The sequence below is a fragment of the Saccharothrix sp. ALI-22-I genome, from assembly GCF_001984175.1.
GTDB lineage: Bacteria > Actinomycetota > Actinomycetes > Mycobacteriales > Pseudonocardiaceae > Actinosynnema.
In genome coordinates this window covers 37,068-50,893 of the sequence record NZ_MTQP01000052.1, presented here as the reverse complement: position 1 = coordinate 50,893, position 13,826 = coordinate 37,068, and the positions used below count along the sequence as shown (strand labels likewise).

The 13,826-nt window shown below is 70.8% G+C and carries 15 protein-coding genes; 3 read left to right on the top strand and 12 right to left on the bottom strand.

Annotated features, from left to right (window positions below; translation table 11 throughout):
* Positions 1 to 4: 4 nt before the first annotated feature.
* From erm to ALI22I_RS11960, 3 genes are all read right to left on the bottom strand, one after another.
* Positions 5 to 808: a 23S ribosomal RNA methyltransferase Erm gene (gene erm / locus ALI22I_RS11970; RefSeq protein WP_077005543.1), complete on the bottom strand. Its 804-nt coding sequence runs from the start codon at positions 806 to 808 to the stop codon at positions 5 to 7.
* Positions 809 to 1,031: 223 nt separating this feature from the next.
* Positions 1,032 to 2,039, bottom strand: coding sequence for an NADP-dependent oxidoreductase (locus ALI22I_RS11965; protein WP_077005542.1), 1,008 nt, complete (start codon positions 2,037 to 2,039; stop codon positions 1,032 to 1,034).
* A gap of 41 nt (positions 2,040 to 2,080) precedes the next feature.
* Positions 2,081 to 2,791, bottom strand: a complete 711-nt coding sequence (locus ALI22I_RS11960; RefSeq protein WP_077005541.1) for a GNAT family N-acetyltransferase — start codon at positions 2,789 to 2,791, stop codon at positions 2,081 to 2,083.
* A 34-nt stretch (positions 2,792 to 2,825) separates the two neighbouring features.
* Here ALI22I_RS11960 and ALI22I_RS11955 point away from each other — a divergent pair, with 34 nt between their 5' ends.
* Complete coding sequence (locus ALI22I_RS11955; RefSeq protein WP_077005540.1) at positions 2,826 to 3,233, top strand: GNAT family N-acetyltransferase; 408 nt, start codon at positions 2,826 to 2,828, stop codon at positions 3,231 to 3,233.
* A gap of 4 nt (positions 3,234 to 3,237) precedes the next feature.
* On the opposite strand, the gene ALI22I_RS11950 is transcribed toward ALI22I_RS11955, so the two are convergent.
* The 5 genes from ALI22I_RS11950 to ALI22I_RS11930 all read right to left on the bottom strand — a co-directional run bounded on the left by ALI22I_RS11950 (position 3,238) and on the right by ALI22I_RS11930 (position 8,010).
* Entirely contained in the window at positions 3,238 to 3,669 is a 432-nt protein-coding gene (locus tag ALI22I_RS11950; RefSeq protein WP_077005539.1) for a hypothetical protein, read from the bottom strand.
* Entirely contained in the window at positions 3,666 to 6,428 is a 2,763-nt protein-coding gene (locus tag ALI22I_RS11945; protein WP_077005538.1) for an FtsK/SpoIIIE domain-containing protein, read from the bottom strand. The genes ALI22I_RS11950 and ALI22I_RS11945 overlap by 4 nt, the downstream gene beginning before the upstream one ends.
* A 1-nt stretch (position 6,429) precedes the next feature.
* A complete protein-coding gene (locus ALI22I_RS11940; protein ID WP_077005537.1) occupies positions 6,430 to 6,681 on the bottom strand; it encodes a hypothetical protein in 252 nt (83 codons plus the stop codon).
* 1 nt (position 6,682) lies between these two features.
* A complete protein-coding gene (locus tag ALI22I_RS11935; protein WP_077005536.1) occupies positions 6,683 to 6,943 on the bottom strand; it encodes a hypothetical protein in 261 nt (86 codons plus the stop codon).
* 137 nt (positions 6,944 to 7,080) lie between these two features.
* Positions 7,081 to 8,010, bottom strand: coding sequence for a hypothetical protein (locus ALI22I_RS11930; RefSeq protein WP_238598315.1), 930 nt, complete (start codon positions 8,008 to 8,010; stop codon positions 7,081 to 7,083).
* A gap of 201 nt (positions 8,011 to 8,211) precedes the next feature.
* Between ALI22I_RS11930 and ALI22I_RS50720 the strand changes: the two genes are divergently transcribed.
* Positions 8,212 to 8,694 carry a hypothetical protein gene (locus tag ALI22I_RS50720; protein WP_077005535.1) on the top strand — a complete coding sequence of 161 codons (483 nt, stop codon included), beginning with the start codon at positions 8,212 to 8,214 and terminating at the stop codon, positions 8,692 to 8,694.
* 94 nt (positions 8,695 to 8,788) lie between these two features.
* Positions 8,789 to 9,535 carry an SDR family NAD(P)-dependent oxidoreductase gene (locus ALI22I_RS11920; protein WP_077005534.1) on the top strand — a complete coding sequence of 249 codons (747 nt, stop codon included), beginning with the start codon at positions 8,789 to 8,791 and terminating at the stop codon, positions 9,533 to 9,535.
* A gap of 43 nt (positions 9,536 to 9,578) precedes the next feature.
* Here the strand turns inward: ALI22I_RS11920 and ALI22I_RS11915 are convergent, their stop codons facing one another.
* The 4 genes from ALI22I_RS11915 to ALI22I_RS55100 all read right to left on the bottom strand — a co-directional run bounded on the left by ALI22I_RS11915 (position 9,579) and on the right by ALI22I_RS55100 (position 13,766).
* Complete coding sequence (locus ALI22I_RS11915) at positions 9,579 to 11,198, bottom strand: hypothetical protein (protein ID WP_143532151.1); 1,620 nt, start codon at positions 11,196 to 11,198, stop codon at positions 9,579 to 9,581.
* A gap of 45 nt (positions 11,199 to 11,243) precedes the next feature.
* On the bottom strand, positions 11,244 to 12,026 hold the full coding sequence (locus ALI22I_RS11910) for an alpha/beta fold hydrolase (RefSeq protein ID WP_077005532.1): 783 nt from the start codon (positions 12,024 to 12,026) through the stop codon (positions 11,244 to 11,246).
* The gene (locus tag ALI22I_RS11905; RefSeq protein ID WP_077005641.1) at positions 12,027 to 12,605 is read right to left on the bottom strand and encodes a DUF4232 domain-containing protein; all 579 of its coding nucleotides are present in this window, start codon (positions 12,603 to 12,605) and stop codon (positions 12,027 to 12,029) included.
* Between the two features lie 99 nt (positions 12,606 to 12,704).
* On the bottom strand, positions 12,705 to 13,766 hold the full coding sequence (locus ALI22I_RS55100) for a gamma-glutamylcyclotransferase (protein WP_077005640.1): 1,062 nt from the start codon (positions 13,764 to 13,766) through the stop codon (positions 12,705 to 12,707).
* Positions 13,767 to 13,826 lie beyond the last annotated feature (60 nt).

Below are 13,826 nucleotides of genomic sequence, written 5' to 3'. Positions count from 1 at the left end.
CCAGCTAACCGTTTTCCCCGCCATGCCGCGGAATTGTGGCACCGACCCCCGACAGTCCGATCCGGAACAGGCCGGCCCACTGCTCGGCGGTGAGGTCACGCGGCAGCGTCCGGTCGGTGATGGCGTGCCTCCGCAGCCACGGCGTGATGCGGGACGACGGGTAGGCGGCACGCACGATCTGCGGCACACCGCGCCCGCGACCGGTGAAGACCCGGTGCACGAACGCCTGGTACTGGCGTCGGCTCCCGACGTCCACGAGAGGGGTGCCGCGGCGGGTCATGGTCATCAGGCCGCCGTCCACGTTCGGTCGCGGGCGGAACGCAGCTGCCGGGACCCGCCGCGCCAAGCCGAACGAGTACCAGGGCCACCACTGCGCCGTCATCATCGTCGCGCCGCCCACACCCGCCCGACGCCGGGCGACTTCCCACTGGACCAGCAGGACCGCGTCCGTCCAGTGGTCGGAGTGGACGATGCGTCGCAGCATCGCCGTGGTCAGGTGGAACGGCAGGTTGCCGACCAGCACGTGCGGCGAGGACGGCAGCCGGTGCCGCAGGAAGTCCGCGTGGACGACCGACGTGCCGGGCCCGACCCGTCCGCGCAACTCGCGGACCCGGTCAAGGTCGATCTCCACGGCGGTCAACGGTCGGCCGAGGGCCTGCAAGGGCAGCGTCAACGCGCCGCCACCGGAGCCGATCTCCAGGATCGGTCCGCGGGTGAGTCCGACGAGGTCGACCACAGCGGTGATGACGGTGTGGTCGGTGAGGAAGTTCTGGCCGTTCTCGTGCCGGCCGTTGTGGTGCGTGCGCACTGGTCGATCTCCGCGGCTGCTGGGTAGCGAACCGGGCAGCACGGAAGACCGCCCGGCGAGGACTCGCTGGAGCGGCGGAGCTTCTACCGAAGGATGCCGCCGCTAGACGCGGCGCAACCGGGTGAACGCAGAGGCGGCAGCACACATGCCGGCGACGCTAGCGCATCGCCGGCCGTGTGCGACAACCATTTTTCGCGCACTGGAGAACTACAGGACCGGAGAACTACAGGGTGACCAGGGCCTTACCGGTGTTCTCGCCACGTAGCATGCCGATGAACGCCTCCGGCGCGCGGTCCAGGCCCTCGGTCACGGTCTCCTGGTAGCGCAGCTTGCCCTCGGCGATCCAGCCGCCGACCTCGCGCACGAACTGCTCCCGCAGGTGCTCGTGGTCGCGGACCAGGAAACCGCGCAGGTTCAGCCGCTTGCCCACGGCCAGGCCGATGTTGCGCACACCCACCGGGTCCTTGGTGTTGTAGTTCGAGATCGCGCCGCACAGGGCCGCGCGGCCGTGCGGGTTGAACGCGGTGATCGCGGCTTCCAGGTGCTCGCCGCCGACGTTGTCGAAGTACACGTCGATGCCGTCCGGCGCCGCCTCCGCCAGCAGTTCGCCGACCGGGCCGTTCTTGTAGTTGAACGCCGCGTCGAAGCCCAGCTCGTCGACCAGGTACTTCACCTTCGCGTCGCTGCCGGCGCTGCCGATGACGCGCTTCGCGCCGCGCAGCCGGGCGACCTGACCGGCGACCTGGCCGACCGCGCCCGCCGCGCCGGACACGAACACCACGTCGCCCTCCTTGAACGCGGCCACGTCCAGCAGGCCCGCGTAGGCCGTCATGCCGGGCATGCCCAGCACGCCCAGGTACGCGCCGACCGGAGCCGCCTGAGGATCGACCTTCACCGCGTCGGCCGCGTCCACCGCGCCGTACTCGCGCCAGCCCAGGAAGTGCAGCACGGTGTCGCCGACCTCGAAGCCGGGCGCGTTGGACGCCACGACCTCACCCACCGCGCCACCGGTCAGCGGCCGGCCGATCTCGAACGGCGGCACGTACGACTTGCCCTCGTTCATCCGGCCGCGCATGTACGGATCGACGCTCATCACGAGGTTGCGGACCAGTAGTTGCCCGTCGCCGATGGTCGGCAGGGGAGCTTCGACCAGGTCGAAGTTCTCCTCGGTCGGGAAGCCTTCGGGACGGGAGGCGAGGCGGAATTCCCGCGCGGTGCTCGGCAACGTCATGTGAAGTGCAACGGCACGAAGTCGCGGCCCTGTTCCGCCATTCAGGTGTGAGCTGCGTCCCGCAGTGCGGTCACGCTCCGGTACTCGAATCCCAATCGCCGGTAGACCGCGATGGCGGCCGGGTTTTCCGCTTCGACCATCAACGCGCAGGTGCCGTGCTCGGCCAGCAATGCATCGACCAGGAATGAACAGAGATTCGTCGACAAAGACCGGCCGCGGTGGTCAGGGTGGGTGGCCACGCCCGCGACGAACCCGACCCCCGGCGCCGACCACGCGTCCGCACCGACCGACACCAGCTCGCCGTCCGCGTGGATGCCCGCCCACCGCGACGGCCCCGGCTCACGCGGCCACACGTACGACTTCGGGCTCGCCTTGCGCAGCAACGCCTCCACGTCGTCCCACTCGTCCTCGGCGAGCCACCGGGCACCCGCACCCGCGTCGAGCGACCCGGTGCGTTCCATCCACCCGAACGTCGCCCGCACCGGCCACCCCAGCTCTTCTGCCACGCCGGTCGTCACCAGCGGGTTCACGCCGGGCCTCGCGTGCGTCCGCAGCAGCACCGCCACGTCGTCCACCGGCCCCGCCAGCACGAGCCGGTCGTGCCTGTTCAAGCCCGGCGCGAGCACACCGACCGCGTCGCCGTGCGCCCACGCGGCGCCGTCACGGCCCGGCAGCAACGCCTGCGCGGCCCAGCGCGTCAGCGGGTCGGTACTGGCGGCGGCGACGTCGGCGGGGGAGGACAGAACGCGCATGACCGCATCATCCCCAAGAGCTACCCTCGCCCGCATGGATATCCGCCGGATCACGTCGTTCGACGCCGTGATGGCCGCGGGCCACCTGTTCGACGACCCGCCGGTCGAGGACGCCACCCGCGCGTTCCTCGCCGACGACCGGCACCACCTGTTCATCGCCTACGTCGACGGCGAGCCCGCCGGGTTCGTGTCCGGGGTCGAGACCATCCACCCCGACAAGGGCGTGGAGATGTTCCTCTACGAGCTGGGCGTGGACGACGCCCACCAGCGGCGGGGCATCGCCACCGCGTTGATCGGGCAGCTGGTCGAACTGGCCCGGGAACGCGGCTGCACCGGCGTGTGGACCGGCACCGAGAAGGACAACGCCGCCGCCCTGGCCACCTACCGCCGTGCCGGCGCCGAACTCGACTTCGACACGGTGGCCGTCTCCTGGGGCTTCTAGAACACTAGGGGCCCTTGCGGCGCAACAGGGCGCGCTTCTGCGACGCCTCCTCCAACGCCCGGAAGGCCAGTTCCAGCGCGGTGTTGTACTCGCGCTGGTCACGTGGCGGCACCGACTCGTCCGGGCCGGGCACCGTGGTCATGGTGAACCACCGCTCCTCCCACAACAGCCGGACCACGGCCTCCCAGTGCTCGGCGACCATCTGCTTGACCAGCTTCTCCTGGTCGATGACCTCGGCCATCCGGTCCTGCGACGCGGCCAGCCGTTCCAGCAGCTCCCGCACCCGCGCCCGGTCGGCCGCGCGCATCCGCTCCACCGAGTCGCCGGCCAGCGCGACGATCTCCCGGTAGCGCTCGACCGCCGAGACCGCCTCGACCTCCGGCGCGCCGTCCCCGCTGGTGCGTTGCGCGGGCACCACTGAGGCGTGGCTGATCATGATTCCTCCCCGGTGTCGAACGGGATGACGACCTGGGGCCGCGAGTGCTCGAACCGGTCGAAGAACAGGCCGCGCCGCGGTCGCGGTGACCACGTCAAGACCTGCTCCGGTCCGAACGACAGCAGCTCCTTGCCCTGGATGTCGAAGGCGACCCACGCGCCGATGTCGTCGTAGACACCCGGTGACAGGCTGTTCTTCAGCCGCTGCGCGCCCCGCCACCAGCCCAGCACGTGGGTGCGGTTCTCCGGGCCGTGCTTGAGCACGGTGCGCAGGTTGTCCACCCCGGAGACCCGCTTTTCGTTCTTGGCCTCCAACAGGGTGTGCGCCGCGTCCACCGCGTAAACCACCACGTAGTGCGGTTGCAGTGGCGCACCCGTCTCACCGGTCATGCTGGCGGTGATCCGGGCCGCGGTGTCGTCCAGCAGCGTCCTGATGCCGTCCATGCCGAACAGGTCCACCGCGTGGCCCGCGTCGCGCAGCTGTTTGGCCAGCTTCTCCGCGTACGGCCAAGCGTCCTCGGCCAGGCAGGCCAGGGTGAACCGGGCATCGTTGGGCTCGTGCTGGCGGGCCAGCGACAGCGCCGCGCCGCCCAGCACGTCGGCCGCGTCCTCGGCCAGCGACCCGAGCACCGCGATGTTGCGGCCGGGCGTGCGGGCGAAGCGGACCTTGGCCGCGCTGCCCGCCACGTCGATCACCTGGCCCATCAGCACGGTCGGGTTGCCCTCTCCCGGCCGCAGCGCCCGGAAGTCCGGCAACGCCTGCAACGCGGGCACCTTGCTGCCGTCGAACAGGATCGGTTCGGTCAGGTCGGCCGGTCGGAGCCGGTGCAGCTCGGCTTGCAGCGCGTCGAACGTGCCCTTGGTGGTGGCGTCCGGGATGCGCGCGATCTCGTTGCCCGGCCGCACGCCCGACTCGTGGTTGACCACCGCGTGCCAGCGCGGCAGCTCCACCGCGGCGTCGTTCTGCGGCTCGGCCAGCACCCGGCGCGCCTTGGGCAGCGCGATGCGCACGGTGAACTGCTCGAAGATCGCCGACTTGCCCCAGAAGCCCTCGATACCGGACACGTCCTGGCTGGACAGCACCAGGTGGATGCCCTGCGACCGGCCGCGCCGGGCCACGTCCTCCAGCAGCTGCGTCGCCTGCGCGGTGACCTGGTCGCGTTCGCCGAACAGGTACTGGAACTCGTCGATCACCGCCACGATCCGCGGCCAGTGGCCGGCCGGGTCCTCCTCGCGCAACTGCTCCAACTTGGTGACCTCGTGCTGCTTGGCCGCGTCCGCGCGCCTGCGCATCTCGTCGGCCAGGAACGCCAGCAGCGCCACGCCGAACTCGCGGTCGGTGTTGACGTTCACGCCGACCAGCCGCGCGTGCGGCAGCCACGTCGGGTCCTTGCGGCCCGGCGCGAACTGCGCGAACGACACGCCCTCCTTGAAGTCCAGCAGGTACAGCTCCAGCTCCTCCGGCCGGTACCGGGCGGCCAGGCTGCCGAGCATGGCGTAGAGGAAGTTGGTCTTGCCCGAGCCGCTGGGCCCGCCGATCAACGCGTGCGGCGACGTGTCGCCCAACGCGACGTGCACCGGCTCGCCCTCGTGGTAGCCGACCGGCGCGATCACCCCCGCCGCCGAGCTCTCCTGCCACAGCTGCTCCGGCAGCAGGTCGGCGAACGTGCTGAGCCGGGTGCGGCGCTCCTCCCGCTTGTCCGCGATCGCCGCGCAGGCGCGGGGCACCGCCGTGCGGGGGAACGGCGGGTCGAGCGTGACGGTCACGTGCTTGCCGGTCATCGTGCACGTCGCGGTCTGGTCGGCGGCGATGGTGACGGTCTCGATCGGCGAGTTGACCGTGACCGGGATGTCGACGATGAACAGCTGGATGCCGGCCGCCAGACCGTTGCGCGCCACTCGTTGCAGCTGCTGCTGGTGCTCCTCCCGCAACGCCTGCCGGTTGCCGAACAGCACCGCCACCCGCCACGGCTCGGTCCGCCGCCCGCCCGCCGCCTTCACCGACTGGTGGCCCTCGACCAGCACGCCGGTGTGCACGCGGCGGATGTGGTCGGACAGCTCGTCCAGCAGCTCGTGCAGCCGGGCCGGGTCGTGCACGGTCAGCAGGCCCGCCCTGGTCAACGGGTACAGGCCGGGCAGCGCGCCGGTGAGCTGGCTGACGTCCCACACGTGCACGTGCACCAGACCGGGCTGGAAGTGGCTCAGCACCCGCAGCAGCAGGCTCTCCACCAGGCCCTCGGCCGCGGCACGGCTCTCGTAGGTGGAGGAGACGTGCAGGTGCGCCTGGTCGAGCAGCGGCACGGCCACCGGGAAGCGCTGCGGCTCGGGCGCGCTGCGGACCACGCCGGTGCCGATGCGCCACAGCTCGGGGACGCCGTCGCTGCCGTCGTCCGTGCCCGGTGTGCCCAGCCACGACTCGTGCGGCCACGACGCCGGGCCCTCGGCCACCGCGTTCACCAGCGCGGTCAGCTGGTCCGGTCCGCGTTCGGACCAGTCGCGGAAGGCGTCGATCCGGTCGATCAGCGCCTTCGCCACCTGCTGCGTGAACCGCGGGTTCTCCAGCGCCTCGGCCAGCAGGTGGTCGTCCAGCGCCCGATCGATGCCGTCACCGCGCAACATCACCTCGAACATGTCGCGGGCACGTTCGTCGGCGAGCAGGCGGTGCTCGCGCGAGGCGTTGCCCAACGCGGCGGCGACCGCCCTGCGGAACTCCTCGAAGGAGCTCTCGATCTTCTTCCGGCGCTCGTCACGCCTGCTCACGTCACAGCTCCACGGCTAGGCGTTGGACCAGTTCCAGGCTGCCGACGATCAGCTCCAACTCGTCGGCGAACCCCTCACCGGCCTTCACGAACCCCGCGGGTACCAGGGACTCGTGGTGGTCGGCGCTCGCCGCGACCAGGATGTCGACCGCTTCGTCCAACGCGTTCTGGGCCTCTCGGACGCTGCGGTAGGCGTCACGGAGGAACTCGCAGCTCTGTTCGAGCGCGAGTTTGATCTCGCCTACCGAGGCCACGTCACAACCTGGAATTGATGCTCTCGGCCTGGGAGATCCCGGCGCCGAGGTGCTTCTGCAAGTCGGAAACGCCGCTGACCACCTCGGCGAACCGCGCGTTCGCCTGCTCCACGTCGGCCTGGACGCTGCCCTGGGTGGCTGTGCTGAGCAGGGCTTGCGCGTCTTCGGCCAGGTCGGCGGCCTGTTGCAGGGCGTTGACGCTCTGGCTCGCCTTCTCGACGGCCGAAGCGATCGCGGTGCGGACCTCTTCGATGCTGGCCATGTCGGATCCCGACCCCTCCTGCAAAGCTGCTTGAGTTCCTATAGTTGAAAGTAGTACCTAAATTTTCACGATTCACAAGCAAGATCGGCTGACCGGGCGAATTCGAAATCCACTCGATCGGGCCAGTGCTGCCGGTCTCAGTCGGGCACCGTCCACACGAATGCCGAGGCCGGTGTCGCTGTGAGTTCCAACGCGGCGATCCCCGCTGGTGGCACCGGTGTTGCTGACCAGCGGATCGACGCCGACCCACCGGACCACTCCACGGTGGACCACCCGGAACGGCCCAATGACGCGACGGCGTCGTGTAGCGCGACAGTGGGCGAATTAACGTTCGAGCCGAGGTCGATGTGCACGCTCAGTAGGTGCCCATGGGGAGCCACTCGGGTGATCTTGCCACTGCGTGCCACCCGGCTCGCTACCGCCCGCGCTTGCCACTCGGCGCCCGCGGACCGGTCCGTGGCCACGTCGACGCGCAACGACAGCCGTGTACCGGGTTCCGGCGGGGCGGGTTTCGCCGCATCGGGCTCCGACTCGTCCAGCCGGCCGTGCATGCTCTGCTCCGACCGCTCGGGGTCGGGCTCGTACCGCTCGGTGCGGTGTTCCCCGGTGCCGTGCCGCTCGGGCTCGTGCCGTTCGGGCTCGTGGTGCTCGGTGCCGTGGTGCTCGGGGTCGCCGCCGGCCCACGCCTCCACCAGGAACCGCTCCGCGCCCGGCACCAGACCGTCGAGCAGTGCCGGGTCCTCCAGCACCGTCCACGCGGTCGGCGGCTCGCAGGCCACCCGCGGCGTGGGGAACTCGTCGCCCAACTGCCGGACGAACGTGCGGACCGCCCTGGCCAGCGCGCCGGCCACGTTCTGCGTCGCGCGCTCGCCGCTGAGCAGGCTGATCGTCACCGACCAGCAGCCGGGTTCCTCGTCCGAGCAGTCGAAGACCCGCACGACCCGCCCGCCGATCCGGCGCAGCAGTGCGGCGCAGGCGGCGCGCGCCTGCTGTTCGTCGTCGGCCGCCACCACCGCGGTGATCAGCAGCTCCAGGTCGTCTCCCACCATCTCGACGGAATTGTCCACGAGACCCCTGTGGCACGTGAGGGTGCCACCGGTGTCACCCATAAGCAGGTGCTTGCGCCCACCCCTTGTGATAGCCGCTGATCAGCGCGTTTTTGCCGGTTCAAACCCCGCTTCACACGATCCGGTCAGCGACGGTGAGCGGCCCGACCTGCGAGGTAACGATGTGAACGCATGGCCGTCTAACCACCAGGAGGTTCCACCATGCGCAACATTGTCCGACTCGTCGCAGCCGGCGCGGTCGCGTTCCCCATCATCATCGGCTCGGCGGGCATCGCCTCCGCCGGCACGGACGACGAGGCCGAGGTCAACCACGCCCACGGCGTGGCGTTCGTGGGCGAGGACGGTGCGTTCTTGCACGCCCTCCACGCCTCCGCCCACGAAAACGGTGACACGTCCTTCCACGAGCTGTTCCTGGCTGCCGGGGACGAGGGCGCGGCCGCTTTCGAGGCCGAAGCGTTCACAGAGGACGGTAACGCGTTCTTCGAGAGCGACTTCTCGTTCTCGGGCCCTCACGGCGCGGGCGTCGGCTTCGAGGACAGCAGCGTGGAGACCGGCGACCACTTCGGCAACGTCGACCATGACCACGACGACGATGACGACGACGACGACCACCACGGCAATGGCCACCACGGCAACCACCACGACAACCACCACGACAACCACCACAACAACCACAACGGCTGATTCGTGACCAGGGTGGGGCGGCACCGCGTCGGCCGCCCCACCCGGTCGCCGCCCGGCTTGACCTGGAGTGCGCTCCAGCATGTTGGGTGGGGGCATGACGAACCACCTGCAAGGCAAGGTCGCGCTGGTCACCGGAGCCTCGTCGGGCATCGGGGAGGCGACCGCGGTCGCGTTGGCACGGGAGGGCGCGGCCGTGGTGATCGCCGCACGGCGCGTGGAACGGCTGAAGGTGTTGGCGGACCGGCTGGTCGAGGACGGGGCGGAGGTCCTGTCGGTCGAGCTGGACGTCACCGACGAGGCGGCGTGCCGGGACGCGGTGGCGCGGACCGTAGAGGCGTTCGGCGGACTGGACGTGCTGGTCAACAACGCGGGCGTGATGCTGCTCGGCCCGGTCGAGGGCGCGGACACCACCGACTGGACCCGGATGGTGTCGACAAATCTCCTGGGCGTCATGTACCTCACCCACGCCGCGCTGCCGCACCTGTTGGCGAGCAAGGGTGCCGTGGTGCAGGTGTCGTCCACGGCGGGACGTGTCGTCCGCAGTGGCACGGCGGTCTACAACGCCACCAAGTTCGGCCTCAACGCGTTCAGCGAGTCCCTCCGCCAAGAGATGACCCAACGCGGAGTCCGGGTCGTCGTGGTCGAGCCCGGCGTGGTCGCCACCGAGCTGCGCGACCACATCACCGACCAGACCGCCAAGGACGGCATCAACCGACTCGCGAACGCGATGCGCCAACTCCAACCAACCGACATCGCCAACGCCGTCCTCTACGCCGTGGCCCAACCCGACCACGTCGCAGTGAACGAAATCCTGGTCCGCCCCACCGACCAGCCCTGGTAGGCAGGCGTCGAGCACGTCGGCGGACAGCCGGGTGCGGCAGGGATCACCGTCGAGACGCGGCTTTGAACGCCGCCTTCCGGGCGGCCTTGGCGATCTTCTTGTCCGGGTGTGCCTCGCCGACGTCGGTGAGTGCTTGACCCGCTTGGGGATGAGGTAGGCGCCATGCCGCCTCGAACACCGCCTCTTCGCGGCCTGGGGGCACGACTTCCGCGACGGCTGCGGCGATTGGCTCCGGGATTCCGTTGAGTGATGTGACGGTGTCGATGAGCAGCCACGCGCGGTCGGTGTCGTCGAGGGGCTTGTCCAGTGTGGACTTCGCGTAGGCGCATAACGGTGGCACGTCCAGTGCTGCCTGCCACTGGTCGTCCGCAGCCGCGCCCAGGTGTTTCGCGACGTCCATGGCCCACTTCCGCTCGCCGCCGTCGCCCCGTGCGGCGAGGCCGAACAGTTCGCGGGCGGCGGTGTCCCGGCTGGTGATCCACGCGCGCACCTCGGCGGCCAGTTCGGCCTCGGAGAAGCCTGGCGCGGCGTCGATCAGCTGTTGGGCGGTCATCTCCGCGCTGGGTGGTAGCAGCGGGATGTCGACGCCACCGTCGACCAACTGGCTTCTCGCCGCGTGTCGCGCCACCGGGGTGAGGGTGACGACATCGTCGTCGATCCTGACCGCGCCGAGTCGGGTGAGCCGGTCGAGCAGTGCCTGGCCGGGGTCGCCGTGCTCGGCCACCCACTCCCGCCACAACCGGTCGGCGGCCTTGGGTGCCAGGTGTTCCAGTTCGATGTCGACGGCGATCCGGATCGCCTCGCTCACGCCGCCGGTCGGCATGCCATGACCCTGACGGAGGAACAGCACCGACAGCAGCGGGATGCCGATCCCCTCCATCGTGAAGTGCTTGGAGTGGTAGGTGAAGGCGTCGATCGCCACCGAGTGCATCAGCACGTGGGTCAGTGCCCGTCCCCATTGCGCGAGCGCGGTCTCGTCGTCCACGTCGGGCCAAGCGCGGGCGTCGGCGCTGCTCGAAACGATCACGTCGTCCTCGGTGAAGTCGAGGAATCCCAACGCGTCGGCGACTTCCCACAGTTGCGCGCGTTCGGCCGCGGTGATGCCGACGCTCCGCTCGGCCTGCTCGGCGTCGGCCTCGGTGAGCTCGGAGTCGGGCGTTGTCCGCCGCCCCTCACCGACCCACAGCGCCAACGCCCGCGCGTCCGCGATCAGTGGGGCCCGTCGGGCATCGGCCGCCAGGACGTCGAGCGAAGGCAGCCGGATCGGCGGCAGCCGGTCCGGTGAGCCCAGCGCACTCGCCAGATCGGGCATCGGGATGTCGAAAGTCTCGACCAGGTCCAGGAATTCGGGTTCGACCTCGTCCAACTCGCCCAGCAGCCGGGACATCCGTTCGGCGGGCAGCCGTCCGTTGTCGCCGAAGAAGGCGAGCAGGTCTCGCAACGTGTCGACCATGATCTCGTCGGGCGCCTGCCCGAACGCCGCCATGGCCTCCGGGTACGCGTCGAGCAGGAACTCCGCCAGGTCACCCGGCTTCAGGTCGTCGGCGTCCTCGAAACCGAGCATGCTCAGCGCGATCAGCGCTGTACCGGAGTCCGCCTCACCGCCGCGCTGCTCGGCCCATCGGCTGAACGCCGCGACGGTCTGCTCCACAGGGGCGATCATGCCCGCGCAGCCTACCGGCGCGGACCACCACGAACGGCCGCGGGCTCAGGGCAGGCCCAGAACGCGGCGGACGAACGAGATCACGTCGGCCAGCACTTCGGCGGAATTGGTCTCGTTGAACACCTCGTGCCGGGCGCCGCGGTAGACGCGTTCCTCGAACAGCAGGCCCCGCAGCCGGTCGGTGCCGGTGCGGGTGTCGGCCAGGGGAACGAGTTCGTCGGCGTCGCCGTGCAGCCACAACGTCGGCAGGTGCTCCAGCGAAGGCCCGTAGTTGACCTCGTCCAGCGCGCGCTCCAACGCCTCCAAGGTCTCCCGCTTGTACGGTCCGTGCCAGACCAGCGGGTCGGCGGCGTAGTGCTTGCCGACCTCCGGGTCGCGCGAGAGCAGGCCCGGGTCGAGCGGCACGTCCGGGATCTCGGTCATCAGCATGTCCAAGCCCTGCCAGGTGCCGAGCACCGGCGCGGACAGCACCAGCGCCGACAACGGGTTCCGCTGGGCGTACCGGGCCGCGACCAGCCCACCCTCGCCGTGCCCGATCAGCACGGTCGGCAGGTCGGAGGCGGCCGAGCTGATGGTGGCGGCGACATCGGCCACCACGCCGTCGAAGTCGGCGATCACCGCCCGTTCGCCCTCGGACCGGCCGTGCCCGACGTGGTCGGCCGCCAGCACCAGCGCGCCCGCCTCCACCAACGCCTCGGCCACGTGCCGGTATCTGCCGCCGTGCTCGCCGTACCCGTGCACGAGGACGGCCAGCCAGGAGGCGTCCAGGTTGGGCCAGGTGCGCACCGCGAGTTCACCGGCGTGGCCGGGAACGTTGGACTCGATCACCTAGGCAGCGTAGAACGCGCTGATCTCGATCTTCCCGCCGCCGCACACCGGACCCAGCCCCCACTCCACGCTCAACGGTCGCGTCTCGTCCGGCGGGATCGCCGCGGCACTCGCGGCCTCGGCCTGGCACGGCTTGTCGACCGGCTCGTCACCGGTGGGCACGATGGTCCAGCGCAGGTTCGCCGCCGCGGCCTTGCCGGGGGTGAGAGTCACCGGCGCCGGGCCGGGGTCGGCGGTGCGCCGGAGGTCGGTCGGCACCGGGTTGCCCGCCGCGTCGAGCAGTTGCAGGCCGCTGTAGCCGTTGAGCGTGCACGGCGCCGCGCCGTTGTTGGTCACCACGAGTTTTCCGTACCGGTTGCCCGCGCCCGCGTCACCCGGCTTGACCGAGCCCACGAGCACGGCGGCGGTGCACCTGGTCGACGCCGGGGTGGCCGGCGTGGGCGAGGACGGCGGCACCGGCGGGGTCTCCGAGGACGAGGGCGGTTCGACCACCAGGGTCGGCTGGTCGGCCGCTTGTCGGGGGCTCCCGCACGCGGTGAGCGCGACCGCGAGAGCGCCGAACGCCACGAGTCGCCTCATGTCCACCTCCTGGCTCGGATACGTGGTCCTCATCAGGAGGACGTACCCAACTGCCGGACGGTTGGGTGGATCGGCGAAGGATTCACCGCATCGGGCGCATTATTGGCGGTTCTCGACCCAGCCCTCGGGGAGCACCGGCATGTCGCCCACCCCGGCCGTCCACAGGTAGGTCCAGCAGACCTGCCCGTCGGGCAGCGTGACGCGCACGCGGCGGTACTCGTCGCCCTCGTACTCGTCCAGCACCGGCAGGGCGTCCTCGGGGTTCTCCAGGCGCAGCACGTGCCCCGGCACGCCCGGTCCGTCGCCGGGACGCAGCGCCGGGTAGCCCTGCCCCGTGTCGTGCAGGGTGCCGGGCAGCCTGACGGGCTCCGGGGCGCCGTCCACGAACGGTTCCACCAGGTGCCACGCGGCCATGCCCGGCTGGAGGGTGCCGTACACGAACAGGCGGTCGGGCCAGTCGTTCGGCGACGGCTCGCCGTGCACCGGCGTCACGTCCAGGCCGTCGCTGTCGGCGGGCCGCCCGCCCAGTCGGCGCGCACCCCGCTGGTCCACGTCGGCGCAGCGCACCGGCCTGCCGTTGACCAGCAGGGGCATCCGCCGGGTGCCCGCACCGGTGTACGCGAGCACGGAGTCGACCACGCCGCCGTCGAACAACGTCACCCGGCCGGTGTGCACCCGGACGAGCCGGTACCGCAGGCCACGGCCCTCGCAGCGGTCGAGCACCCGCAGCTGCTCCGCGGTGGCGAACCACACCGCGTGCTCCTCCTCGACGCCGGGCGCCGCCGCGAGGGTGGCCGGCCGCTGGCCGTCGGTCTTGCGCAATCCCGCGGCCCAGACGGCGGCGAGTCCCGTGCAACGGGCCCGCAGCACCACGGCCGGACCGGTCAGTCCCAGTTCTTCGCGCAGCCACGTCACCTTGGCGGGGTTGGCGTTGGAGCCGTAGGCCAGCACCGGCATCCGGCCCGCGAGCGGCGGTTCGCCGTGCCCCGCCAGCCAGTCGTCCAGGTCCTGCCCGTCCGGGGCGACGCGCCATCCGGAATCGGCACCCGGGTCCGGCGTGACCGGCCAGCCGGCGCCGTTCAGGTGCACGAAGCAGTGTCCCGGCCGAGCTCCCGGATAGGGCTCGGCCGGGTGACTATCGTCCGTGAAGGGCTTGGTCATGAGACCCATTCTGGCAAACCTCACCTGGAATTCACCCGGCGTTGGGTTCTGGAGAGCGTC

Excerpts from the sequence above, each read along its gene's own strand:
- ALI22I_RS11965 (WP_077005542.1), bottom strand. The coding sequence starts at position 2,039 with ATGACGTTGCCGAGCACCGCGCGGGAATTCCGCCTCGCCTCCCGTCCC.
- ALI22I_RS11915 (WP_143532151.1), bottom strand. The coding sequence starts at position 11,198 with ATGATCGCCCCTGTGGAGCAGACCGTCGCGGCGTTCAGCCGATGGGCC.
- ALI22I_RS55100 (WP_077005640.1), bottom strand. The coding sequence starts at position 13,766 with ATGACCAAGCCCTTCACGGACGATAGTCACCCGGCCGAGCCCTATCCG.
- ALI22I_RS50720 (WP_077005535.1), top strand. The coding sequence starts at position 8,212 with ATGCGCAACATTGTCCGACTCGTCGCAGCCGGCGCGGTCGCGTTCCCC.
- ALI22I_RS11950 (WP_077005539.1), bottom strand. The coding sequence starts at position 3,669 with ATGATCAGCCACGCCTCAGTGGTGCCCGCGCAACGCACCAGCGGGGAC.
- ALI22I_RS11905 (WP_077005641.1), bottom strand. The coding sequence starts at position 12,605 with ATGAGGCGACTCGTGGCGTTCGGCGCTCTCGCGGTCGCGCTCACCGCG.
- ALI22I_RS11960 (WP_077005541.1), bottom strand. The coding sequence starts at position 2,791 with ATGCGCGTTCTGTCCTCCCCCGCCGACGTCGCCGCCGCCAGTACCGAC.
- ALI22I_RS11935 (WP_077005536.1), bottom strand. The coding sequence starts at position 6,943 with ATGGCCAGCATCGAAGAGGTCCGCACCGCGATCGCTTCGGCCGTCGAG.
- ALI22I_RS11920 (WP_077005534.1), top strand. The coding sequence starts at position 8,789 with ATGACGAACCACCTGCAAGGCAAGGTCGCGCTGGTCACCGGAGCCTCG.
- ALI22I_RS11955 (WP_077005540.1), top strand. The coding sequence starts at position 2,826 with ATGGATATCCGCCGGATCACGTCGTTCGACGCCGTGATGGCCGCGGGC.